The organism is Paenibacillus sp. CMM36, from assembly GCF_053570945.1.
Genome location: NZ_JBSEDY010000031.1, coordinates 1 through 24,767, shown reverse-complemented (window position 1 = coordinate 24,767; position 24,767 = coordinate 1). Strand labels below are relative to the sequence as shown.

Genomic DNA, 24,767 nt, shown 5'->3' with positions numbered 1-24,767 from the left:
GCAAATTTGCAAGAGTGGCTGTAGGTACGCGATATATCGACTATAACGGGCGCTTCTGCATGTCGGCAGCGGCATCCGCTGGCAGTAAAGTGTTTGGCATTGATCGCGGACTGACCTGCAGGCTGGCTGATATTCCGTTGGCTCGTTGTATTGTGCTCGCAGGTACGAATATCGCTGAATGCCAGCCGACCTTAATGCCTTACTTTCACCAGGCGAAGGAAAACGGCGCCTTTGTCATCGTAATTGACCCGCGCGCGACACCAACGGCGGCCGCCGCTGATTTGCACCTGCAAATCAAGCCGGGTACGGATGCTGTGCTGGCCAATGCCATGCTAAAGGTCATCGTGGATGAGGGATTTGCGAATGAAGAGTTTATCCGCAAGCGGACCAACGGCTATGACCAGCTGTTGACTCATTTGAAGGGTGTGGATCTGAGAGAATCGGCTGCGTTGTGCGGAATTGAAGTAGAAATGATCCAGCAGGCAGCACGTGCCTTTGGCAGTGTGGAGACGGGCATCGTTTTTACGGCCAGGGGTGTTGAACAGCAGACAGATGGACATATGGCGGTGCGTGCATTTCTTAATCTGGTGCTGGCCACTGGCAAGATTGGAAGGGAAGGATGCGGTTATGGAGCTATCACAGGTCAGGGAAACGGGCAAGGGGGACGAGAGCACGGCCAAAAGGCTGACCAGCTTCCTGGTTACAGATCGATTGAGGATGAAGAAGATCGAGCCTATGTGGCGTCCGTATGGGGAGTGAAACCAAGCAGTTTGCCAGGAAAAGGGGTGTCCGCCTATGAAATGATGGAGCTTGTCCATCAGAAACAAATCCAAGCTTTGTTCGTGATGGGCTCTAATCCTATTGTATCTAACCCGAATGTCCGGCTGGTGGAGAAAGCCCTCAAAAAGCTGAATCTGCTGGTTGTGGCGGATATGTTTCTCACGGAAACCGCGCGAATGGCTGACGTTGTTTTGCCTGTGACATCTTATTTGGAGAATATGGGGACGATGACCAATCTGGAGGGCCGCGTTCTGCTACGGGAAGCGGCGAGGCCCGCACCAGGCGAGGCTAGAGATGACTGGAACATTTTGTGTCAGGTGGCTGCAAAGCTAAACAAGGGCGGCTATTTCTCGTACAGGGATGCCGAGCATATCTTTGAAGAACTGCGGCTCGCCAGCCGGGGCGGTCCTTCCGATTACTACGGGATCACATACGACAGGCTGCGTCGTGAAGAAGGAGTATATTGGCCATGCCCGTCTACGGACAGAGCCGGTATGGATACAATGTTTCGGGAAACCTTTGCCCATTCTGATCAAAAGGCTGTTTTTACGGTGGTTGAAAGCTGTGGAGCAGGAGAGGAGATATCAGAGGAGTACCCGCTTATTTTGACGAACGGCCGTGTACTGGCTCACTATTTGACCGGTGCACAAACGCGCAGAAGTCCGTCGCTGGCCGCGCGAGAGATTGAGAATTATGTGGAAATTCATCCGCGGACAGCGCGACGCTGGCACATCAGGGACGGGGAGTGGGTAGAAATAGCATCACAGCGCGGCAGCTTCACTGTCCGCAGCCGGATCAAACCACATATCCGCGAAGATACGCTCTTCGTGCCCATGCATTGGGGTGGGATACAAAATGTTAATCGGGCGACCCGCCCTGATCTTGATCCGTTCTGTCGGATGCCTGGCTTCAAAACGGCAGCTGTACGCATCCGTCCCCTTCATCTGGCTGCAGCCGCAACCAGTGCAGATAACGAGGAATGGTCGGAGTTCTAGAGCAGGACGGAGTAAGTGACTTTTTCTTTGCATAAAAGGCCAGCCCCCTTGTATGAGTGAGGGAGCTAGCCTTTTTGAGTTGGACAGTTTAGGGCTCGTAATCACTAGACTGCGTGACGCCAGTAATTATAAATGCAATCGGGTTTCAGATCTGTCTGCTCCCGTTTTTATTTCTGTTCTGAGCATGGCTTCCCGCCAGTGACAATACAAACCCCAGGCGTGCCCATTTTCTAGCAGCGGTTTGCAGGTATACAAACCTTCCTCTATGGAGTCAACTCGCCCTGCAACGAACAGCCGGACCGCACTGTTGAGTAACACTTGATTCGAAAAGGCTATAGAAGCTGTGCCTTGTAGCACTTCCTCCGTAATGCGCAGTTGTTCAGCGGGGGTCCAGTTATGCTCTGGTACCACCGAATCCAGTCCGTACATTTCCGGATCAATAACCTGTAATGATACTTCGCCGTTAGCAAGCAGGTAAGTCCGGGTCGGCCGATCGATGAACAGATCCTCCGATCCTTCGCTCCCTTGGACGATCAGAGCTCTGTGGTAATTCAGATTTTGTATGAGTTTCGCCGTCTTTTCGAACACAGTATTGTGGAAAACGCCGAATACAATATATGGGGAAGAACCGTAATCAACCAGTTTCTCGGCAGTATTCAGCACTGTGCGAAGCCCCAGTTCTTCGCGAATGGGCCGCATATCTCGCAGGGGCACACACCACTGTTCGGAGGCTACGAACAGTACACCAGTCAGCTTCGCGGCATGAACGGCGATTTCACGCGTCATGTTCCGGGGCGTTACTCCCATTTCCTGCAATAAAAGCGGGAGCGTAACACCCCATTTGGGAGGGAGGGGTGCACTACCATGCATCGTTACAGGAATTCCGCATGAGGCGAGTAGAAAGGCCGTTGCGAAGGTGGCAATAAATGAAGACTTCCTGCCATCATACGGACCGGCGAAATCAATACCTTTATGCATCGGGTAGCGATGGGTATATTTACGGCAGACGTTTACGAATGCTTCCAGCTCGCCAACACTCTCCATTTTAATGCGCTCCGCGGCAAAGAAAGCTCCGATTTGAGCAGGGGTTGCTGACTGGGTCATAATAAGTTCGGCAGCAGCTTCGGCTTCGGCGTAATTCAGATCCCGGGCGCCCCTTTTGCCACGACCCACTTCTTTTAATATTTCTATGATATTCATGTTCAGGCCCCTTTCAGATTTATGCTTTTAGCATTTGCTGTGCTTTGACGATGGAAATTGCCACATCAACGATACGTTTGCGTTCGTTCATTGCTTTTTTCCGCAGCACATCATATGCTTCCGCTTCCGGGATACCGTTTACTTCTCCAAGTATTCCTTTCGCCATATCAATCCATTTGCGTTCTTCCAACCGAGCGGTCAGTTGCTTGCGTTCACTTTGCCAGTGCTGGCGTTCAAAAAAGCGTTTGGCACTAAAATGAAGAGCCCAATTCAGCTCATGGGCTGCCATAGAAGGGGTTAGAATGCCATCAACAGTGACATCAGCTTCACAAGCCTCTGTCGATGATAACGCTGATTCTGCGCTGCACCACCAGAGCAACGGGACTGCTTTGGCTTGCTCCAGCCTGCCACCCCACATGCTGATCGTGCCGACAGGCATGTCTAGTACCGCCGCATCTGCATTAAGGATTAGCTGTTTGATTTCAGATTCATTGCGGCAGGGCAGAGTTAGGTATCCGTTGGATTCTAAAAGGTTTTCAGGTCCTGCCTGCCATGAGGAAACGGCGTGTGTCTGCTCAGATACATGGTCAGAATGTAAGTGAATTACCAACAAGGAACGCAAGCGGGCTCCTCCTCTCTGTAATATGAAGGGTAGTTAGCGATGGGGATGGTATTCATTGATAACAAATATGACATTGGATTTTATCCGTTTGCTTTATTTTTCCACCATCATCAAGTTAAAACGGACTTTTAAACCATTTTGGCGTGTTTTGGTCTGAAAATCAATCCTAATTTTGTAGGGGAGTGATATTTTATACGTCATAGACATGTTACATGGTGATAAAATATAATTTTTTATAAGTTAATGCGTAAGGAATGTTGACATATCATTTGAACCATTATATATTAGCTACAATACTTTTTAATTCCATACTCTGATGGATACAACGGCGTATTCGATGAAACGGCAATGGAGCCTGTTTTCTCATGTGGGGGATATTTTGAATCCCCATATGTGAAGCGGGCTTTTTATGTTTTGAGGATACAAATGGAAAGGGAGTGACCTGATGAACAATATCCAAAAGTTAGTGTTGATCGGCAACGGAATGGCGGGGATACGCACTCTCGAACATTTGCTGAAGCTTGCACCAGGTAGCTATGAGATTACGGTATTCGGGGCCGAGCCCCATCCAAACTATAACCGGATCATGCTGTCTTCCGTTCTGGCGGGAGGGGCTGGTTTGCAGGATATTGTCATCAACGACTGGAGTTGGTATGAAGACAACAATATTCGATTGTATACCAATGATCCTGTCACAGCTATCGACACGGAAAAGCAGCAGGTGACATCACGCTCCGGCGTATGCATCTCTTATGATTTGTTGTTGTTGGCAACGGGGTCTAAAGCCTTTATTCTGCCGCTTCCAGGGGCCGACAAGGATGGTGTTATCGGTTTCCGGGATATTCGTGACTGTGAAACGATGATGGAGACGGCGAAGACGCACAAAAAAGCAGCCGTCATCGGTGGCGGATTGCTTGGACTAGAGGCAGCCAGGGGGCTGCTTAACTTGGGGATGGACGTCACAGTTATCCATATTAACGGATATATTATGGATCGGCAGCTGGATGAGGCTGCTTCCCTTATGCTACGGCGCGAGCTGGAAGAGCAGGGAATGACATTTCTGGTCAACAAGCGGACGGCGGCTATAACAGGACGTCGCCGCGTGGAAGGGTTGAAATTTGCCGATGGCAGCGAGTTGGAAGCGGATCTGATCGTTATGGCGGTAGGCATCAAACCAGACATTGAACTGGCGGTGTCGGCGGGAATCCCTGTAAACCGCGGGATCATCGTAAATGATCACATGGAAACGAATATCCCCGGCATCTACGCCGTTGGAGAATGTGCAGAACACCGGGGAATCACTTACGGGCTGGTTGCTCCATTATATGAGCAAGGTGGTGTACTGGCTCAGCGACTCGCGGGAATGGAGACTCCCGGCTACAGTGGTTCAGTTACCTCGACAAGGTTGAAGGTATCGGGTGTCGACGTGTTTTCAGCAGGGGATTACAAGGATGAACCGGGAACACGTTCCCTGCGGTATCAGGATGATATTGGTAGCGTCTACAAAAAAATCGTAATCAAGGAAGAAAAACTGATCGGAGCCGTTCTGTTTGGGGATACGTCTGACGGAGCCATGCTGTTTTCGTTGATCAAAAGTGGCGAGTCGGTGGTTGGCCGAGAGAAAGAGTTATTACTTGGCTTCAATCCTGGTCAACCAGAAGCTAGTGGCTCCATGATGCTGGAGCAGATGCCTGATGACGAAATTGTATGTGGATGTAATGGTGTATCCAAGGGTGACATTGGAGAGGCGGTTGCGGCTGGCTGCCGGAGTGTCGGGGAGATTAAGGCATGCACAAAAGCATCGGCCTCATGTGGCGGCTGCAAGCCATTAGTGGAGGGACTCTTACAGCTATACGCAGGCGCAGAAGCCGGAGAAACGATGAAAGAGGGTATTTGTAGTTGTACGACGCTTGACCGGGAAGCGATCATTGATGGCATTCGGGAGATGGGATTAAAGAGTGTCAAAGAAGTGATGAATGTGCTGGGATGGAACGAACCGGAAGGTTGCACTAAATGTCGGCCGGCCCTCAATTATTATCTAGGTATGCTATGGCCACTGGATTATGAAGATGAGAAGGAATCCAGATTTACGAATGAACGGTACCATGCCAATATACAAAAAGATGGCACCTATTCTGTCGTGCCCCGCATTTATGGAGGAGTTACTTCACCTGCCGACCTGAAGAAAATTGCTGCTGTCGCGGAGAAATACAATGTGCCTCTGGTTAAATTTACGGGTGGTCAACGTCTTGACCTGCTTGGTGTGAAAAAAGAGGATTTGCCAGGGATCTGGGCCGAGTTGGATATGCCGTCTGGATATGCCTATGGAAAGACGCTGCGAACGGTTAAGACGTGTGTAGGTAATACCTTTTGCCGCTTTGGCACGCAGGATGCTATGGGGATGGGCATCCGGTTGGAAAAGGCATTTGAACGTCTGAATGCTCCATCCAAAGTCAAACTGGCTGTGTCCGGTTGCCCGCGTAACTGCGCTGAAGCGACGATCAAGGATTTGGGCGTCGTTGCTATTGACGGTGGCTGGGGGATCTACGTTGGAGGTAACGGGGGTATCAAGGTTCGGGCAGCTGAACTACTTTGTACCGTTAGAACCGAGGATGAAGTGATGGAATGGACCGGTGCCTATCTGCAGTATTATCGTGAGCAGGCCAATTGGAACGAACGCACAGCCCATTGGTTGGAACGGGTCGGAGTGGAATCCATCAAACAGGTACTTTCGGATGCAGAGACGAGGAAGCAACTGGTGACCAGAATTGAAGAGACATTAAGCACGACGACTGATCCGTGGCACGAAATTATTCACAACGAAGAGCTGCGCAAAAATTTTGTGCAGCTGCCGGAACTTAAGCCAGTAATGGAATAGGGGGCTGACAAAATGGAGACCAATACGACAACCAACAGAATCAGAATAGCTAATTTGAACGAAATTGACCGACGTGGAGCAAGGACAGTTCGCATTCATGATACAGAAATAGCTGTATTCCGTCTGAGCGATGGCAGCGTGCATGCACTTGAGAATCGTTGTCCGCACAAAGGGGGACGGTTATCCGAAGGAATGATATGTGGCTCAGCAATCCATTGTCCGCTCCATGACTGGAAAGTTGACCTTTCCACTGGCCGGGTGCAAGAGCCAGATACTGGATGTGTGACTGCTTACCCGACGGAGATTGACGGTGAGAGCGGGGCGGTTTATATCGTAATCTAAGAGTTCTATGCGTATTGTGCTGAGGTCCTGTTTTTTTTCTTCTATATAAATAGAAGGATTAAGGTGAAAAGCTTTGCTGAAGAAAAAATGACATTGTTAAATTACAACGATCTGAGTATACAGAAAAGTCGACCCTATCTTTCCGGGCGGCTTTTTTATCTTATAAGTATCATTTTGATTAAAAAACAGGATAACTGGATTTATCTCTAGACAAACAAAAAAGCCTTGAATATCAAGGCTTTTGACGAATAGGACGGATGGGGATCGAACCCATGACCCTTACCCTGTCAAGATAATGCTCTCCCGCTGAGCTACCGTCCTTCGGTTATTAGATAATATCATGTATTAACCATATATGTAAAGTGAAAAAATAGAAGTCAGCCTGTACTTCATGACCATTTATATATATAATTCGAATTTAGTGAGTTTACAAATTTGGAGTTAATGATAGGGGGAACAGGTGATGGCCGCAGAAATTATAAGTGTAACAACAGAGGAGCAGCTACAGGAGGCAATATCGATCCGTACCAAAGTGTTTGTCGATGAGCAAAAGGTTCCTCTCGATTTAGAAATTGACCATTATGACAAGCTGGGAGATACGGCCCATCATTTGCTAATTTGTGAACATGGTGAAATGGTGGCCACTGGTCGGTTGACATACTATGAGGAAGATACAGCTAAAATGCAACGTATTGCCGTTCTCAAGGAGCATCGTGCCGCAGGCTATGGACGTGTATTACTGCTAGCACTGGAGGAACGTGCACGTGAATTGGGGTTAAGATACTCGTTGCTAGATGCCCAATGTCAAGCCGAGAAGTTTTACGAAAAGCTTGGCTACGAGACGATCTCCGATGAACCTTTTGACGATGCGGGAATACCGCATGTTCGTATGCGCAAAAAGTTGTAGTCGGCAGCGCAAGGTGCATACAAATCTGTACAATGCGCATGCTAGTAAAAGTTCCTCCACTATACTATGGATAAGGAGCGATACAGCATGGCTAATACAGAACGGGAGCAAATTACAGCAGTACGTAAAAACGGGGATGGCGACCTTATGTCTTTTCAGACATCTACCGGTCGGATTTTAGATTATAGCCAGGCTTTGAATGAGATTGAGACAGGCTCAATTGCAGGCGTTAACGTTTTCAAGGCCAAGGATGGCAGCAAACGAATTCGGGGAGATGCCGACGGAGATCCTTCTAATAACCTGGATCAACTGCCATTGTTCTGACCTTAACTCGCAACACTAGCATTATATTTAAGAACAGCAAGCCGCCTGGCTTTCCTACAAAGGATAGCCAGGCGGCTTTTTGTTAATTGTTAAGCTGTATTTAGCATGCTACTCTGCACGTTCCAACTCTGCAAGTTGATATAATCGTTGCTGTTCCAGAAAGGACATGACGCCAGCTTTATCCCTGAATTGTTCCATATCATCACTATAGTGCATCAGACGAATCAACTCTTGAAGAGATGGCGCCAAGCTTAGCAGCTCGTCCAACGTCGTATGGACTTCTCCGGCACCTTGTAATTGAACCTCATGCAGAATACTCCGACATCCTCGTTCATGCACCAGATGATGAAGCAAATCAGGGTCAAAAACCATATCTGCACTATAAAAAAGTCGGTCATTTATGAATAAGGAATAACTGTTTTTACCAGGAATATGCCGTGTAGGGATCAGCTCCACCTGGATACCGGATACTAATGTAGTGGGCACACCAAGCGTTATTACGTTTACCTCGAATACATCTTCAAGCTTGTCAATCATACCCTGCTGTGACATCCCGCCCTTGAGTGTATGCTCCCATAAAGGGTGGATTAGGGGTTCGGCGATATAAAGTAGAGGCTTGCGACGATGGAGAATGTTCATTTGAAAACCGAATTCCTCCAAACCTCCGACATGATCTGCGTGAATATGTGTGATTAAAATGGCGTCAATATCAGGCAAAGGAACGCGCATTTGGTGTAATGCTAACGAAGCGGTTGTACCACAATCGATTAGCAGTTTGCCTTCTCCGCTGTCCAGCAGCGCGTTGTTGTTGTAATAATGTTTGGCAAAGGCACTGCCTGTGCCAAGCATTTGTATCGTTAGGCTCATAATGGATCTATCCTCCAGACTTTGTGTACTAGGACATTCTACAGTCGTATTTTACCACCTATGCTGCTGGAACTAAAGATTTGGCTCCTTCTGTAAAAACTTTGGACAATTTGTGAAACACAGCGCAACTTGTGCGGCTGAGCTAGGTATAAATGTACGACAGAAGGTTTTTAACAGATGACGATGGAGGGATTAGTAGTGATGAAATGGAGAAGAGTGATGGCCCTAATGATGGCCTTTTCAATAATGGGAGGGACCGCCATTTCGGCGGAATCCGCCAAGGACCAAGTGCAGTTGATTATTAATGGAGAGGTGTCAAAAGATGGTGCAGTTGTCATTGATGGGAAGACTTATGTGCCCATCCGTGATTTTAACGGACTTGTAAATTTTGATCCATCCGGTGGAAAAGTTGTTTTCGACCAGCCTAACGTGCATATGTTCCTGTTCAAGGGAGATACTGTGTTTGGTAACGTGAATAAAGGCAATAAAGTGAAATTTAATGTATTTAGTCAAATTGATACCTTGAAAACAGATATCTCCGGAGTGAAGGTAGCGATCACCGACCCTTCGGGCAACGTGAAGGATATTCAGTCTCAAGATATCAAAGGAGCGCAAAAGGATAACTTCTGGTTCCGTACGAACGACTTTACGTATGATTTCAAAACAGCAGGGAATTACCGGGTTGGTTTCTATATTAAAGAGAGCAAAGACGGCAGCTATACCTTGGTGTCCGAAAAAGTCATTACAGCGATAAATTAGGCATACCACAAATTGACCTGCACCCTTGATCATGTTACGATACGGGGGAAAATAAAACAATTTGAAGGTAGGTATTTCCATGAGTGATCACAAACATGAACACGGTGAAGCCTGCAACCACGATCATGACCACGAACATGAAGAAATGGTTCTTACGCTAACTGATGAAAATGGTAAAGATGTAGAAATGGTGCTGGTAGAGACCTTTGATGTAGAAGATCACGTTTATGCTCTTCTGCTTGAGCGAGGCAATCCCGAAGCGGATGGCATTATTCTTCGTATGGAAGAAGAAAACGAAGAAATGGTGCTTTACAATATTGAGGACGAAGATGAGTGGAAACGTGTAGAAGCTGCATATAGCGAGCTTGTTGCCCAATACGAATAGAATTGGAAATAGCAGCTGTTATAAGCTCTTCAAGAAAAAAAAGCCCCCAAATAGGGGCTTTTTTTGTTAACTATCAACATATTTTGTAAGCATGTGTTGTCCGATCAATATTATGAAATAGCGTCAGTCTCGACGATAACCTTCACCTGATGTACTGTTCGGTCCTCAGGTCCTTTAACAGGCAGGCCTACTTCTACATGATCAACAATATAATCAATATTGTCCTGCGAAATAACTTCTCCTGGCAGTAAGATCGGAATACCCGGTGGATACACATAAATGAATTCTGCAATAATGCGACCAGCAGATTCCTTGAAGGGCACGATTTCCGTATCTCCATAAAAAGCGTCTCTTGGAATGAGGGAGAGCTGAGGGATATCTGGTATCTTTACAACCAGCTCATGCTCCTGACCTGTGGAATAGTGCAGAGAAGCCAGCTCACGCAGAGCTTTCAACAAAATTTCAATTTCCTCTTTGGTATCCCCAGGGGTCACCAAACAAAGAATATTGTACATATCGCTAAGTTCAACCTCGATATTATAGTGATCTCTCAGCCAATTTTCCACATCGTATCCGGTAAGGCCCAAATGGCGGATATGAACCGTAATTTTGGTTGGATCATAATCGTAGGTAGCTTCCGTGCCGAGAATTTCACTACCAAAGCAATATAGCCCTTCAATCTTGTTAACCTCTGAGCGGCAATATTCAGCCAAATCAAGGGCGCGTTGTGCTATTTCATGACCGTTAAGGGCCAGATTACGTCGGGATGTGTCTAACGAAGCCAACAGAATATACGAAGTCGACGTTGTTGTCAGCATACTGAAAATCGTTTGTACACGCTGCGGATTAACGAATCCGTTTTTCGTATTTACATTCAGGATTGAGCTTTGAGTCAAGGAACCACCCAGCTTGTGAACGCTTGTAGCTGACATGTCTGCTCCCGCCTCCATGGCGGACATCGGTAGATCAGAGTGAAAATGAATCAGTACTCCATGAGCCTCATCGACCAGGACCGGCACATTATAGCTGTGAGCGAGATCTACAATTTCCTTCAAATCGGCGCACACACCGTAATATGTCGGGTTGATAACAAGGACGCCCTTGGCGTCAGGGTGGCGTTCCAATGCCCGGCGTACGGACTTGGTTGTAACCCCGTGGTGAATACCGAGATTCTCATCACTGACTGGAGAAATAAACACCGGCTTCGCACCAGCGAAGATAATGGCAGACATTATAGATTTGTGTATGTTTCGGGGTACAATAATTTTATCACCAGGCATGCAAATCGACATAATCATGGTGATGATGGCTCCGCTTGTCCCCTGTACACTGTAATACGTATAATCAGCTCCGAAGGCCTCTGCTGCAAGCTTTTGAGCTTCTTCGATGACGCCTGAAGGCTGATGCAGATCGTCCAATGGAGCGATGTTGATCATATCTATGGAAAAGGCATTATCCCCCATAAATTCGCGAAATTCCGAATCTGCTCCCACTCCCTTTTTATGACCTGGGATGTGAAATTGAACCGGGTTGCTCTGAGCATGCTTTTTCAAAGCAGTAAAAAGCGGGGTGTTGCTTTGATTCATTAGTGTTGTCACAACCTTTCGTGCAGGATTTCGACAATCCTGTGCAAGTGATAATAGAACAAAATTGAGTATAGCAGTTTAAAGTAGGAATGCAAGCGATTGAGGGCGCATTTATTTGCGAAAGAGTGGAGTAGGCGGAGAACCCGGTCTTTATAGCCAAAAAATGAAGGTGGAGGATGTGGATTAGATGAGACAAATAGGACGAAAAAAAGCTCCGCAGCGGTTGTGGGTTCCTTTCTTTACTAAATTATGGGTTTTGGTATTTCTGGTCGAATTTATGAAAGGATCACTTCTGGTATCCATCCTGCCGGTATATATGGGAGAAACGCTTGGTTTGTCGGCCGGGATTATTGGTTTGGCCTTTTCACTTCAGTATTTTGGAGACAACGCGTTTCGGGCACCGGCGGGCTGGATGGCTGAACGACTCGGCTACCGTGGAACGATGTCGACCGCGCTGTTGTTTACGCTTGTAGCGATTATTATGCTGAGCGTACTGACAGAGCCTGTGTGGCTCGTCGTCGCGTGTCTGCTGCTCGGTCTAGGTACTTCTCCGCTCTGGCCTTGTGTTATGACCGGAACGACTGAAATGTCCGGGCCTAATAACAGCAATGGCGCGGCGATGGGTACACTGGAAATTGCGTCTATGGGCGGAACGGGATTGGGCCCGCTCATTATGAACTTCGCCATATCCCACTATGGACATTCTTACGGCATGGTGTTCATGATGTTGATAGGATGCAGTATTGTGTTGTTGTTGGTTGCTCTGATGCTGCCAGGACCGAAAAGGTCTGCTGACAAAGATGACCTCAAACAGAGCGCTCTAGTGTCGTCTGATGGGTACATAAAGCAGAAGCGGGGGACTCTAAGGGGAATCCAAGAGACGATCGGCGTACTCAAAACAAAGCTTAACGTCAATCCGTTAATTTACCCGGCGCTGTTTTTGCAGTCTTTTGTTATCGGTTTGATCAGCCCAGTACTTACGCTATACGCTCGGACGGACCTTGGGATTTCACCGAACTTGTACAGCGTGCTCCTGATTGCAGGCGGTGGGGTGACTGTGCTGGCACTGATCCCTTGCGGCAAATTGGTCGACCGACTTGGAACGGAGTATTTTCTACATGTTGGCTTTTTGTTAGCCGGAATTACGCTGTTTTTCTTCTCAATCGTTCGATCTATTCCGCTGGTGTTTGTATCCGTAGCGCTTATTGGTTTGGGATATGCGCTCATTTTGCCTGCATGGAACACGTTTCTTGCCCGACTGATTCCGGAAAACGAGCGAGCAACGGTATGGGGCTTTTTTTTAACACTTCAAGGCTCCGGCATGGTTATAGGCCCGCTCGTTTCAGGAGTGCTATGGGACCGTGCTGGACACACAGCTCCATTTATCATCAGTGGGGTCGTGATGCTGCTCATGTTTGGCTGCCACTTGGCTCTGGCGCGGAATCCACGCAGGAAGACTGTGGAGGCCTGAACAGCGCCTTGAAAAGCAGCGAGGGCTACTCTTTTGAGAAAGACATTCGGTACAGCGGCAGCAAATGCTCAAAGGTGGAACGCACCGTCTGCAGCAATGCTGCTCCGTCACTGGCGAGAGGGTCATTACGATCAATACGGAGCCCACACATGACCTCGGCTTTTTTTACCTGTTGCAGCTTGTGGATGATCGTTTGAAACTCTTCAGTGTCCATGTGCTGCTGTTCTGTACCTTCTGGAGCCATATGATCCATGGACCAGTAAAAATGGCCCGGTATGTTAGAGCGCACATCGCTCAGGTTGGCTTCAAGCGCCTGGGCAAACGTTATTTTATTGGGACTTTCATAAATGACTGCGAATATGACGAAAATATGGGAAGCAAACATACCTACCTCGAAATGGGGCAACGCCTTATACCCGCGCTTATTTGCCGCCCAGGCTACCCATGTATCTATCGGGGGATTGACTTTGCGTCGTGCATGCTTGGCAACGTGAACATACATAGGCTCCCCACATAAGTCTGTTAGAAATGGAGCTAATTCCTCGCCAATCGCTTCCAGCTTGGGCCGAATCTGCTGAATCAGCACTTCCATACGAGGCTCCAACCCCGGTATTTCAAAAACATCGAAGTCCTTTGCAGTAAATCCACTAAATGTCATTCCTTTTCCTCCTGTAAATGGGTTAAGCCATGTCGTGTGGCGTAATATGTCCGATTATAGCATAATGTCAGCGGGCTTGACCGACTTTAGGCCAGGCTCGGTACAAGCATATAAGGCAAAAGTAGGATTGTGCGCTGTTACTCATAAAAATAGGTCAAATAACCAAGTACCCTTACATAAAATGAAGTATAAAATAGAGCAAGGGAAGATCAAGCGGGAAAGCCGCAGGCTTGCTGTAGCCGGACTTCTTGAATCGGACTTGAAAAAGGAGGGAATGCCGTGAACAAGGGCTGTGAGGTAGAATATTGCAATCTAGAGCTCCGGTTTAGCCGTCGGCATATCCATAATCTGATCAAGGATTTGATATCGGAAGGGTATTCGCTGTACTGGAGCGAGGATGAGTCGTATCTGGTTTTGTCGGTGAGAACCGGGCGCAAGCTGGTGAAGCTCCGTTTTCAACAATTGCGCACAGGACACTACAAGCTGGCTGGAGATTATGTAATTCGCGATGCCAAGCTGGCTGAGTGGCTGGAGAAGCTGATTGGAAGCACCCGGGGCCATGCCATTGTCAAAAGAGTCAAGGACCATCATATTTTAGTAGAAAATATTTTGTTTGGTGAGGTCATTCGTCTGGTCGAGGTTACAGGCTTTAAGCAGCGTGTTATTTATCAGAAGGGACCGGTGCTGTCAGCACAGGAAATGGAGGATATGTACGCTTCCAATGAAGGAGAAACCCGACTGCTGCTGCTTAAAATGGAAGTGGACGATGCATTGGAGAAGCTGTTCACAGCGATGACAGATGGAGATAAGGCTGAAATCGGGAATTGCCATGAGCGCCTGCAAACGCTATCCCACCAACTGCTGATGATGGAAGCGTAGTACATCTGAACACCTCATGTAAATGGGGTGTTTTCATCTGTGAATAGACAGGGGTTCACTTCTTACACCAAAAACGTTAAAATAGAAGTGCACGTATTCCGATTCACATAAAGTGTAATGCGGTAAAGCGGCGATATAGAAGACAAAATATGTTGCAAAGGATGAGGAACCAGATGGCAAAACAGCAAATTGGTGTGATCGGCCTGGCGGTAATGGGTAAGAATTTAGCCCTTAATATTGAGAGCAGAGGCTTCACTGTCTCGGTTTTTAATCGTTCTCCAGAAAAAACGCACGATCTTATCAAAGAAGCAGAAGGTAAAAAACTGACGGGTACTTTCTCCATTGAAGAATTTGTGAACTCATTGGAATCGCCCCGTAAAATCCTGATCATGGTTCAAGCTGGTAAAGCTACAGATGCCACGATTGAACAGCTTGTGCCTCATCTGGACAAGGGCGACATTATTATAGACGGAGGCAATGCCTACTTCCCTGATACACAGCGCCGCAGCAAGGAGCTGGAGGAAAAAGGACTTCGCTTTATTGGTACAGGCGTGTCCGGTGGTGAAGAAGGTGCCTTGAATGGTCCTGCGATCATGCCGGGTGGACAAGAAAGTGCCTATAAACTGGTAGAGCCGATTCTAACGGCAATCTCTGCTAAAGTGGAAGGCGACCCATGCTGTACATATATCGGTCCCGACGGTGCTGGTCACTATGTAAAAATGGTGCATAACGGTATCGAATACGGTGACATGCAATTGATCGGTGAAGCGTATCACCTGTTAAAATCAGTCCTAAACGTGAATGCAGAAGAGCTGCATGAAATCTTCACGGAATGGAATAAAGGGGAACTGGACAGCTACCTGATCGAAATTACAGCTGACATCTTCTCCCAGTACGATGCTGAAACAGGCAAGCCAATGGTAGATGTTATCTTGGATGCTGCAGGTCAAAAAGGTACAGGTAAATGGACAAGCCAAAGCGCTTTGGATCTGGGTGTGCCATTGTCCATGATTACTGAATCTGTATTTTCCCGCTTCTTGTCTGCTATGAAAGACGAGCGCATTGCGGCAAGCAAAGTGCTGAGCGGTCCTAATGCTGAGTCCTTCAGTGGCGACAAGAAAGAATTTATCGAAAGCGTACGTAAAGCACTGTTTGCAAGTAAAATTGTGTCCTATGCTCAAGGTTTTGCTCAAATGCGTGCAGCTTCCGATGAATATGATTGGGATTTGAAATACGGAAAAATTGCTATGATCTTCCGCGGCGGTTGCATTATCCGCTCGCAATTCCTGCAAAATATCAAGGATGCATATGACCGCGATCCTGCCTTGAAAAACCTGTTGCTGGATTCTTACTTCAAAAATGTAGTTGAAACGTATCAAGATGCATGGCGTCAAGTGATTTCCGTGGCTGTATCCCAAGGTATTCCAGTGCCTGGTTTCTCCAGCGCGCTTGCATACTATGACAGCTACCGCACTGAGCGTTTGCCAGCAAATCTGTTGCAAGCACAACGTGACTACTTTGGTGCCCATACGTTCAAACGTGTGGACAAAGAAGGCGTATTCCATCATCAATGGTTCTAATGAACGAACGGATATGTATGAATAGCATTATGTAATACAACGGAAGCTTTTTTGCCCTATGGGTAGAAGAAGCTTCCGTTTTTTAATTTATAATTATGGATACGATTATGATGGCAGTAGAGGATTGTGTAATCTTTTGGCGCTATGTTATGATAGGGACAAAATATTTTAATGCATTACCGCGTCTAAGCTTTGAGTTAAAACAAAAAAGACGGGAAGGTTCCCGTCTCTTTTGTGAAGTAGGTATTCTATTGCTCCTGTGACCATTGCAGCATGCCGCCAGTCATGTTAGTACAGCCTTCATAACCTAGCTGCTGTAGATATTCGCAGGCTCGTTCACTGCGATAACCGCTCCGGCAAATAAAGATAATTTCACCGGTGCGTTCAATTTCTTCAAGACGACCCGGAAGCTGTCCGAGCGGAATGTGCTTGGCACCTTCAATCATGCCTTCCGCTACTTCTTCCGCTTCGCGGACGTCAATTAGTTGCAATTGCTCTCCTGCTTGCAGACGTGCGCGCAACTCAGAAGGTTCAATCAGGGCGATTTGCGTCATGGCCGGACCTCTTTTCTGATATATAATGGGTGCTACGTATGTTTTTGACGTGTGCAAAATGTCACACACACTCTATGTATGATAGCTAAGCTATCTCTAGGCTGTCAATCGGCTTAATCCTGAAGGCAGGTATAGATTAAATAACCGACGGGATTCACTCGGGTGACCTAGATTAATATTTCTTATTTTTTTGGGTGGAGAAATGAGCTACAACTTGTATAATTAACGTATAATAGGATGGTTGAACCGAAAAGGAGCATGTACATTATGGATGTTATCGTTAGACCTACCCCTTCCTTGCAAGGAGAGATTGGGGCCCTGTCCTCTAAAAACTACACTACTCGTTATCTGCTCACTGCGGCACTTGCTGAGGGACAAAGTACCATTTATTATCCTGCCCATAGTGAAGACAGTGATGCTATGCGTCGTTGTATCGCCGATCTGGGTGCAGTACTGGAAGAGGATGATGAAAAAATAGTTATTACAGGTTTTGGTAGCCATCCTCAAGCTGTGAAGGAATTGAATGTGGGAAATGCAGGAGCGGTGCTCCGTTTTTTGATGGGTATTGCATCTCTATGTCCGGATGTTACATTTGTTAATACATATCCCGACTCATTGGGCAAAAGACCACATGATGATCTAATCGATGCACTGGGGCAATTGGGTGTGAAAGTAGACCATCGTGAAGGTAAGTTGCCAATTCGTATTCAGGGTGGTCAGGCGAAAGGCGGTAAAATTCAGGTGTCCGGCTCGGTTAGCTCACAATATTTGAGCGCCCTGCTATTCCTTACGCCTTTACTGGAGGAAGACAGTGAAATCGAAGTGCTGCATGATTTGAAATCCAAGGTGGTCATTGGGCAGACTCTGGAGGTATTGCAAGAGGCTGGTATTATCATTCATGCAAGCGATGATTACATGTTTTTCCGTGTCCCGGGACGGCAATCCTATCAGCCACGTACGTATACGGTACAGGGAGACTATCCAGGGAGTGCAGCGGTGCTGGCGGCTGCTGCAGTAACGAATTCCGATGTTACCATCCATCGTCTTAAGGAGCAGAGCAAACAGGGAGAACGCGCTATCGTAGATGTGCTGCGCATGATGGAAGTACCACTGACACATGAGAACGATACCGTCGTTGTGAAGGGCAATGGTCGATTGAAAGCTGTCGAATTTGACGGTGATGCTGCAACAGACGCTGTGCTCGCAATGGTGGCTGCGGCTGTATTTGCTGAAGGCACGTCCCGTTTTTATAACGTGGAAAATTTACGATATAAGGAATGTGACCGCATTACCGATTATTTGAATGAGCTGACCAAGGCTGGAGCTCAGGTAGAAGAACGCCAAGCGGAAATTATCGTACATGGCAGACCGGAGGGTGTCGAAGGTGGCGTGGAAATTAATGCGCATTTTGATCACCGTGTTATTATGGCCTTGACGATTGTTGGTTTGCGCGCACAGAAGCCGTTAGTGATTAAGGACGCACATCATGTCGCCAAATCGTATCCGCAGTATTTTGACCATCTAACGACGCTTGGTGCTTCTGTAGAATGGGTAAAATAAAAACAAACGAAGATGCGAATAGGAGGGAACAGGATGGCTTTTGAAAATCCGTCGAGAGAAGAGATTAAAACCATTTTGGAACAAGTAGGCAATATAGCGGTTGTTGGTTTGTCTGATAAATCGGACCGTACCTCATACATGGTTTCTTATGCCATGCAGAAACGGGGATATCGGATTATTCCGGTTAATCCTGCGGCGGCAGGGCAAACGATTCTTGGGGAGACTTGCTATGCCAGTCTTGCTGAAGTACCTGAGCCTGTGGAGCTGGTCAATGTATTCCGCCGCAGTGAATACTGTGCAGAGGTTGCGCGTGAAGCAGCTGCTATTGGAGCTAAGGTTTTGTGGCTTCAACAGGGAATTATAAGCCAGGAAGCCGCTGACATTGCGCAGGAGCATGGAATGACGGTTATTATGGACCGTTGCATTAAGGTGGAGGACTCAGTGACCCAGGCTGTGCGTAAAGGATAAACATGGATCAGTAATCTGTGCTATACGCAGATGAATAAAAACCTTCTTCCCTTGCTTCACAGGGTTGAAGGTTTTTGGTGCGAAATGAGGAATATGGTACAGTATATTATCCTCTCAGGAATTCATATAATGTATGTATGCCTTGTTGATGAAATGGATCTAAACGGATTCATAGTGTTATCTTGTGATGATAAAGCTTTGGACCTGTAGTAGCGTAAATAAATATTTTGGCAGATGGAATCATTGCTTTGACAAAAGTATTTATTCGGCTTACCATCAGGGATAGAAAGGAGAGGAATGCCATGAATTGGCTCGGATCCTTACAACAGCTCGGTCGTGCTGTCATGCTCCCGACGATGGTGCTACCAGCCGCTGCAATATTGCTAAGTCTCGGCAGCCTTCCTTGGTCGACATGGGGATTCCCCATGGTGTCTGATATGGCAAATGCGGCGGGACACGGGATTTTTTATTTTTTGCCATATTTATTTGCGGTTGGTGTTGCCCTGGGTATGTCGAATCAGGCAGGTCAGGCGGGACTGGCAGCATTGGCTGGTATGGCTATATACGATCAGGTCACATTGAGATTTGGAAACGGACTCATTCAACCGGCGACGCTCATTGGTATCATTTTGGGGGTCATTTCAGGGGTGGCCTATAATCGCTTCAAAAGCATCAAATTGCCCGAGGTGCTTCAATTTTTTGGAGGTACCCGATTTGTTCTGCTGCTTATTGGTCTCTTCTCGGCTGTGTTTGCAGGACTCATGCTAATTATTGCCCCACTCATACAGAGAGGGCTGCAATTTATAGTAGGTTTGGAATCGAGCTTGGGCGGCTTTGGACTGTTTATCTACGGTATTCTATACCGACTACTGGCGGCCTTTGGTCTTCACCATCTGCTTAATAATATTTTTTGGTTTCAACTGGGTACATATAAAACACCGTCTGGTAACGTTGTGCAGGGAGATTTACCCCGGTTTTTTGCTGGCGATCCGACAGCGGGCTATTTCATGTCCGGGTTGTTCCCCATTATGATGTTTGCGATCCCTGCCATTGCGCTGGCGATCATTCAGGAAGCGCGTGAAGATTTGAAGCCAAAGGTGCAAAAAACATTTTTGACTGCTGCGCTTGTTTGCTTTTTTACTGGAGTGTCGGAACAGATTGAGTTTGCCTTTTTGTTTGCTGCTCCTTATTTGTTCCTCGTGCATGCAGTTATGTCTGGGCTGGCCATGTGGCTTACCTTTGAGCTGGATATTCATCACGGATTTTCCTATTCGGCGGGTTTTATAGATTATGTCCTTAATTTTCATCTCTCACATAACGCCTGGTTGTTAATTCCAGTGGGAGTCGCGTACGGGCTTGTGTATTATGTACTGTTTCGATGGGCTATCCGGCGGTTCCGTATTCCAACTCCTGGACGCGAGGAAGGTTCGGTTCTGGAGGATTGGGCCGGCAATATTCCTTATAGTGCTCCGCTTATTTTGGAAGCACTTGGCGGGAAGGAAAATATTGTGCAAGTAGAGGCCTGCATCACACGTTTGCGGCTGACCGTCCACAATGACAGGCTGATTGATACCGGAGCGATGAAGGCTTTGGGATCGGCTGGGCTTATCAATCTGGGTGGGGGTAATTTGCAGGTTGTATTCGGAACGTATTCAGAACTGATTCGTGAGGAAATCGCGAAGCTGATGGAGCGTGATCTCCCTCAAATTTTGTTCAACGCTCCTGTACATGGAAAAATGCTACCGATTCATGAAGTGCCTGACAAAATTTTTGCGACGAAGCTGGTTGGGGACGGTGTTGCTTTTGTTCCTGAACGCGGTGAACTTGTTTCTCCGGTGTATGGTACTGTGATGCATTTGTATCCGACCATGCACGCTTTAGGCATCTCCACACGAGAAGGACTTGAAGTTCTACTTCACATCGGGATTGATACTTCACAGCTAAAAGGGAATTTTACTGCTATGGTAGAAGCAGGCGATACGGTGGAACCGGGGCAATTGCTGATCAAATTTGATTTGCAGGCGCTACGAGAGCAAGCTCCATCGCTGGTGACTCCTATGGTCATCACGAATCCGGATCGCGTCAAGTCGTGGAGCTTTGCTCCGTTTAAAACAGTAAAAAAAGGTCAGGCCTCGGTAATGTCCGTTGTGCTGCATGACAGGAATGTTGGAGGGGTAGAAACATGATAGAAGGCATCGGCGCCGCAGCAGGTGTGGCAATCGGGAAGGCATTTGTCCTGCCGAGCTGGGAGTGGGATTTACCTGATCAAAAAATGGATGCGGTAGATCTTGCAAAGGAATTTGAACGTTTGTATGAAGGGATACGCACATCCAAAAGTGAAATCCAGTTTATTAAGGATGAGTTTCGAGAGATGGTGGGGCCAGAAGAATCCAGCATCTTTGATGCTCATCTTGCGATATTGGAAGATCCGGAATTCATGAATGAAATTCGTGGAATTATTGAGCGTCAGTACAAGGCGGCCGAGGTGGCCGTGAAGGAAGCCATTGATCATTTTGTGACAATGTTTGATTTACTGGACGATGAATATATGAAGGAGCGGGCAATCGATATCAAAGATGTGGGGAACCGGCTGCTCAAGCATTTGCTGGGTGCACCGGAGGTGACTCTTCCCAAGGACACACAGCCCTATATTCTGGTAGCCAAGGAGCTCTCACCCTCCCAGTCGGCACACTTGAATCCTAGCTATGTTTTAGGGATTGTAACTATGAATGGTGGTAAAACTTCGCATTCTGCGATCATGGCCCGTGCACTTGGGATTCCACTCGTTTCAGGACTGGAGAGCAATCTGAATTTGCCCGTTCAAACGGGAGACATAATGGTTGTGGACGGAGACCTGGGCAAAGTTTATGTGAATCCGGAAAAAACGGTAACTGATCATTATAAAATTTTGCGCGACGAGCAACGACGTAGAAAAGAGCAGCTTCAGGTACTTGCTTCTGTAGATGCCGTGACTAAGGATGGAACCACCCTGAGGCTGGCGGCCAATATTAGTTCGATTAAAGAGCTGGAGGCAGCTTTGAAGCATGGCGCTCAAGGTGTAGGACTGTTCCGCACGGAATTTTTATACATGGATCGCAAATCTGCTCCAGATGAAGAGGAACAGTATGAAGTATATCGGCTGATAGCAGAAAAGGCAGGAAACCACTCTGTGGTCATCCGTACCTTGGATATCGGTGGAGATAAGCCGTTGGACTATCTTCAACTACCAGAGGAAGAAAATCCTTTTCTGGGTTACCGTGCTATACGGATCAGTCTGGATTGGAAAGAATTGTTTAAAACCCAGTTGACTGCAATTTTGCGAGCCAGTGCAATGGGAAATATCAAGGTAATGTATCCGATGATCTCATCTGTAGAGGAGGTCCGCCAGGCAGATGCTCTTTTGAAGGAGGCTATGGCGGATTTGGATGCAAGAGGGCTTGCCTATAATCCGAACATTCAGCGAGGAATTATGATTGAGGTACCGGCTGCAGCGATGATCGCTGATTTATTGGCAGCTGAAACCAATTTTTTTAGTATCGGAACGAATGATCTGGTTCAATATGTGCTGGCTGTAGACCGTATGAATGAGCAGATTGCACATATGTACCATCCATACCATCCAGCTGTACTTCGAATGCTGCGCATGACTGCACAAGCGGCACATCAAGCAGGAATTGATGTGAGTGTATGTGGTGAGATGGCTGGAGATGAACGGTCCGTTCCGCTTTGGCTGGAACTGGGGATTCATCAACTCAGCATGTCTCCCCAATCTTTATTGCGGGTCAAGCATCGTGTGCTGAATACGACTGCATCTGAGGCAACGACGGTCGCTCAGGTTTGCTTTGGCATGTCCACTGGTGCAGCGATTGAAGACAAGCTGACTGCAGCTAATGTCAGCTGCACTCCGGCCGGGCCTGGACGGCAGTAATATGTAATGTCCGCAAAGCTTCGCAATTAGCATACACTTTTGGGGGGAGCCAAAAACTCCATACTGTTAGACTTGTCGTGACAAACCTTAATGGCGTAGCATGGTTTGGACGAAAAAGAACCTTCAAAACCACCTCATTCATGGTTTTGAAGGTTCTTTTTTCATCTTGTTGACAGTCTGTTGTGATTACGGTTTAGGTGTTATCTGCTAACAAATCGCAGAACGCTTTTCCGTAAGGTGGAAGATCGGGCGGCCGACGAGCAGAAACAATATGCCCATCCGTCACAACAGCTTCATCCTTCCAGGTAGCTCCTGCATTTTCCATATCATCACGAATACCTGGTGTGGAAGTTACCGTAACACCATCCAAAATTTTAGCAGAAATCAGTACCCAGCCTGCATGACAGATTTGTCCAATCGGCTTATGAGCAGCATGAAACTCCTGTACGAGTTGAATGACCTTGGGATAACGGCGCAGTTTATCAGGTGCCCAACCGCCAGGGACAAGAATCCCGTCATAATCACTGCTATTCAGTTCCTCAAAGGCATATTCCGCTTCAGCAGGTACGCCATATTTTCCAATATATTTTTTACCCTTTTCCGCACCGGCTAAATGCACTTCTGCACCTTCTTCACGAACACGGTAAATTGGATACCACAGCTCCAGATCCTCGAATTCCTCATCCACTAGGGCGATAACCTTTTTTCCGGCAAGTCTTGACATCCAACCATCCTTTCGTGCGTCACATGATGACACCTCTGTTTTGTAATCTGTACTTTTACATCTTAAGAAAAAGAACGCCCGAAGTCCATTCCTTCGCAGATTCTTATGTTAGTAGTCTGCTCTTTGACGGCAATTGTCGTCATTTTCTGACCCGCCAAAGCTTTGGTAATTTGTTCATAGCTGCAACGTGTGGAAGGATTTGAAGTCCCAAAGTCGAAATAAAACAAGGTATGATAGATTTAATGGAGTTAACAAATATTTATTAGACTAGTAGATAGATATATTTGGATTCTGATGAGATCCTCGTATAGTTTGATCCTACGTAATGAGGTGGTTAAATGCAAAAGCAATGTCAATGTGGCAAACCGATGGGACTGGAACTGCGAAAGGTAATCTATGCGGACAAGGTTGAAATTTTGCACGTCCCTGTATTCTCATGCTCGTCATGCTTTTCCAGTGAGGTTTTGCAGCATGTGACGAAGGACATTAAGGCACTATTACAAAGTCTAGGGAGCAAACCTACGGCGCGGAGAATTTCTTTTGCTCGCAACAATGAACTGGCAGAAATCATTCGCAAGCTTGTACTGGAGGAAGCGGACAATCCCAATGTAGATTGGCAATCTGCTTTGGAGGAGCGGATGGAGCTTCGAATTAATCTCTTACTGGATCTTTATCGCTATGCGAGAAGTCTGGGAGACGAAGATTGGATGAATGATGTAGAGAAAAAATTGGTCCAATTATCCGGTTTTACCAGTGAATCGGTATTTACAAATACAAAAAACTAAAAAATATGAAAATTTTCATGGTCACCATTGGATTTTACATGTTCTTTTTGTTACGATGGGAATAGGCCATACGACAAGACACAGAAAGGAATGTATATCCAATGGCGACGATGACAAAAATGACTACTGTTCAACAATTAGATACGGCTCTGGAAGCGTCATCAGACAAGCCGTTGCTTCTCTTTAAACATAGCACACGTTGTCCGATAAGTGCAGGCGCATATCAGGAAGTGGAGTCCTATTTGCATGACGCTCCCAACGAAAATATTGAATACGGTATCATTTATGTAGTAGAAGATCGGCCGGTGTCCAATGAAACCGCGGACAGGCTTCAGGTGAAGCATGAATCCCCGCAGGCCATTTTAATCAAGGGCGGAGAAGCTGTTTGGCATACATCCCATTCGAATATTACAGCCCGTGCACTCCACGATCATCTCACATAGATAGAATGTGTGCTGTCGTTGCATAAAGTAGTATTTTGTCGTATCATGGTTCTAATTAGTTGATCTAGGATT

General features: G+C 46.9%; 23 protein-coding genes and 1 tRNA gene. 16 read left to right on the top strand and 8 right to left on the bottom strand.

The window, feature by feature from the left end; genetic code table 11:
* On the top strand, positions 1–1,775 hold a 1,775-nt coding region (locus ACWA2B_RS27225), incomplete at its 5' end, for a molybdopterin oxidoreductase family protein (RefSeq protein ID WP_449292830.1).
* Positions 1,776–1,901: 126 nt separating this feature from the next.
* On the opposite strand, the gene ACWA2B_RS27220 is transcribed toward ACWA2B_RS27225, so the two are convergent.
* Complete coding sequence (locus ACWA2B_RS27220; RefSeq protein WP_342444230.1) at positions 1,902–2,975, bottom strand: anthranilate phosphoribosyltransferase; 1,074 nt, start codon at positions 2,973–2,975, stop codon at positions 1,902–1,904.
* A 19-nt stretch (positions 2,976–2,994) separates the two neighbouring features.
* A complete protein-coding gene (locus ACWA2B_RS27215; protein WP_029517669.1) occupies positions 2,995–3,597 on the bottom strand; it encodes an ANTAR domain-containing response regulator in 603 nt (200 codons plus the stop codon).
* A gap of 445 nt (positions 3,598–4,042) precedes the next feature.
* Here ACWA2B_RS27215 and nirB point away from each other — a divergent pair, with 445 nt between their 5' ends.
* Together nirB and nirD are read left to right on the top strand one after the other, a co-directional pair.
* Positions 4,043–6,475: a nitrite reductase large subunit NirB gene (nirB, locus tag ACWA2B_RS27210; RefSeq protein WP_340885850.1), complete on the top strand. Its 2,433-nt coding sequence runs from the start codon at positions 4,043–4,045 to the stop codon at positions 6,473–6,475.
* Positions 6,476–6,487: 12 nt separating this feature from the next.
* Positions 6,488–6,817, top strand: coding sequence for a nitrite reductase small subunit NirD (gene nirD, locus ACWA2B_RS27205; protein WP_029517667.1), 330 nt, complete (start codon positions 6,488–6,490; stop codon positions 6,815–6,817).
* Positions 6,818–7,066: 249 nt separating this feature from the next.
* On the opposite strand, the gene ACWA2B_RS27200 is transcribed toward nirD, so the two are convergent.
* Positions 7,067–7,138 (bottom strand) — tRNA-Val (locus ACWA2B_RS27200).
* 142 nt (positions 7,139–7,280) lie between these two features.
* On the opposite strand from ACWA2B_RS27200, the gene ACWA2B_RS27195 reads away from it, so the two are divergent.
* Together ACWA2B_RS27195 and ACWA2B_RS27190 are read left to right on the top strand one after the other, a co-directional pair.
* Positions 7,281–7,724, top strand: a complete 444-nt coding sequence (locus ACWA2B_RS27195) for a GNAT family N-acetyltransferase (protein WP_029517666.1) — start codon at positions 7,281–7,283, stop codon at positions 7,722–7,724.
* 87 nt (positions 7,725–7,811) lie between these two features.
* On the top strand, positions 7,812–8,048 hold the full coding sequence (locus ACWA2B_RS27190) for a DUF3892 domain-containing protein (RefSeq protein WP_069010570.1): 237 nt from the start codon (positions 7,812–7,814) through the stop codon (positions 8,046–8,048).
* Between the two features lie 108 nt (positions 8,049–8,156).
* Here ACWA2B_RS27190 and ACWA2B_RS27185 read toward each other — a convergent pair whose 3' ends face one another.
* Positions 8,157–8,915 (bottom strand): MBL fold metallo-hydrolase, encoded by a 759-nt coding sequence (locus ACWA2B_RS27185; protein WP_449292829.1) that lies wholly within the window; start codon positions 8,913–8,915, stop codon positions 8,157–8,159.
* A gap of 201 nt (positions 8,916–9,116) precedes the next feature.
* Here ACWA2B_RS27185 and ACWA2B_RS27180 point away from each other — a divergent pair, with 201 nt between their 5' ends.
* Together ACWA2B_RS27180 and ACWA2B_RS27175 are read left to right on the top strand one after the other, a co-directional pair.
* Complete coding sequence (locus ACWA2B_RS27180; RefSeq protein ID WP_013310940.1) at positions 9,117–9,674, top strand: hypothetical protein; 558 nt, start codon at positions 9,117–9,119, stop codon at positions 9,672–9,674.
* A gap of 79 nt (positions 9,675–9,753) precedes the next feature.
* A complete protein-coding gene (locus ACWA2B_RS27175; protein WP_007431055.1) occupies positions 9,754–10,059 on the top strand; it encodes a DUF1292 domain-containing protein in 306 nt (101 codons plus the stop codon).
* 110 nt (positions 10,060–10,169) lie between these two features.
* Here ACWA2B_RS27175 and ACWA2B_RS27170 read toward each other — a convergent pair whose 3' ends face one another.
* Positions 10,170–11,645, bottom strand: a complete 1,476-nt coding sequence (locus tag ACWA2B_RS27170; protein ID WP_029517663.1) for an aminotransferase class I/II-fold pyridoxal phosphate-dependent enzyme — start codon at positions 11,643–11,645, stop codon at positions 10,170–10,172.
* 187 nt (positions 11,646–11,832) lie between these two features.
* Here ACWA2B_RS27170 and ACWA2B_RS27165 point away from each other — a divergent pair, with 187 nt between their 5' ends.
* Positions 11,833–13,116: an MFS transporter gene (locus ACWA2B_RS27165; protein ID WP_165150293.1), complete on the top strand. Its 1,284-nt coding sequence runs from the start codon at positions 11,833–11,835 to the stop codon at positions 13,114–13,116.
* A 25-nt stretch (positions 13,117–13,141) separates the two neighbouring features.
* On the opposite strand, the gene ACWA2B_RS27160 is transcribed toward ACWA2B_RS27165, so the two are convergent.
* On the bottom strand, positions 13,142–13,774 hold the full coding sequence (locus tag ACWA2B_RS27160) for a YktB family protein (protein ID WP_165150291.1): 633 nt from the start codon (positions 13,772–13,774) through the stop codon (positions 13,142–13,144).
* A 279-nt stretch (positions 13,775–14,053) separates the two neighbouring features.
* Here ACWA2B_RS27160 and ACWA2B_RS27155 point away from each other — a divergent pair, with 279 nt between their 5' ends.
* Positions 14,054–14,653 carry a hypothetical protein gene (locus tag ACWA2B_RS27155; RefSeq protein WP_039270817.1) on the top strand — a complete coding sequence of 200 codons (600 nt, stop codon included), beginning with the start codon at positions 14,054–14,056 and terminating at the stop codon, positions 14,651–14,653.
* Between the two features lie 173 nt (positions 14,654–14,826).
* Positions 14,827–16,233 (top strand): NADP-dependent phosphogluconate dehydrogenase, encoded by a 1,407-nt coding sequence (gndA, locus tag ACWA2B_RS27150; protein ID WP_013310934.1) that lies wholly within the window; start codon positions 14,827–14,829, stop codon positions 16,231–16,233.
* A gap of 248 nt (positions 16,234–16,481) precedes the next feature.
* Here the strand turns inward: gndA and ACWA2B_RS27145 are convergent, their stop codons facing one another.
* Entirely contained in the window at positions 16,482–16,787 is a 306-nt protein-coding gene (locus ACWA2B_RS27145) for a rhodanese-like domain-containing protein (RefSeq protein ID WP_010345522.1), read from the bottom strand.
* Between the two features lie 267 nt (positions 16,788–17,054).
* On the opposite strand from ACWA2B_RS27145, the gene aroA reads away from it, so the two are divergent.
* From aroA to ptsP, 4 genes are all read left to right on the top strand, one after another.
* Complete coding sequence (gene aroA / locus ACWA2B_RS27140) at positions 17,055–18,347, top strand: 3-phosphoshikimate 1-carboxyvinyltransferase (RefSeq protein ID WP_165150279.1); 1,293 nt, start codon at positions 17,055–17,057, stop codon at positions 18,345–18,347.
* Positions 18,348–18,380: 33 nt separating this feature from the next.
* Positions 18,381–18,815, top strand: coding sequence for a CoA-binding protein (locus ACWA2B_RS27135; protein ID WP_029517656.1), 435 nt, complete (start codon positions 18,381–18,383; stop codon positions 18,813–18,815).
* Between the two features lie 302 nt (positions 18,816–19,117).
* A complete protein-coding gene (locus ACWA2B_RS27130; RefSeq protein ID WP_023989337.1) occupies positions 19,118–21,001 on the top strand; it encodes a glucose PTS transporter subunit IIA in 1,884 nt (627 codons plus the stop codon).
* Positions 20,998–22,743, top strand: a complete 1,746-nt coding sequence (gene ptsP, locus ACWA2B_RS27125; protein ID WP_029517655.1) for a phosphoenolpyruvate--protein phosphotransferase — start codon at positions 20,998–21,000, stop codon at positions 22,741–22,743. The genes ACWA2B_RS27130 and ptsP overlap by 4 nt, the downstream gene beginning before the upstream one ends.
* Before the next feature lie 193 nt (positions 22,744–22,936).
* On the opposite strand, the gene ACWA2B_RS27120 is transcribed toward ptsP, so the two are convergent.
* Positions 22,937–23,467, bottom strand: a complete 531-nt coding sequence (locus tag ACWA2B_RS27120; protein ID WP_029517654.1) for a type 1 glutamine amidotransferase domain-containing protein — start codon at positions 23,465–23,467, stop codon at positions 22,937–22,939.
* A gap of 338 nt (positions 23,468–23,805) precedes the next feature.
* Between ACWA2B_RS27120 and ACWA2B_RS27115 the strand changes: the two genes are divergently transcribed.
* Both ACWA2B_RS27115 and ytxJ read left to right on the top strand, forming a co-directional pair.
* Positions 23,806–24,252: a hypothetical protein gene (locus ACWA2B_RS27115; protein ID WP_039270826.1), complete on the top strand. Its 447-nt coding sequence runs from the start codon at positions 23,806–23,808 to the stop codon at positions 24,250–24,252.
* Between the two features lie 101 nt (positions 24,253–24,353).
* The gene (gene ytxJ, locus ACWA2B_RS27110) at positions 24,354–24,695 is read left to right on the top strand and encodes a bacillithiol system redox-active protein YtxJ (protein WP_069010576.1); all 342 of its coding nucleotides are present in this window, start codon (positions 24,354–24,356) and stop codon (positions 24,693–24,695) included.
* The last annotated feature ends 72 nt before the right edge of the window (positions 24,696–24,767 follow it).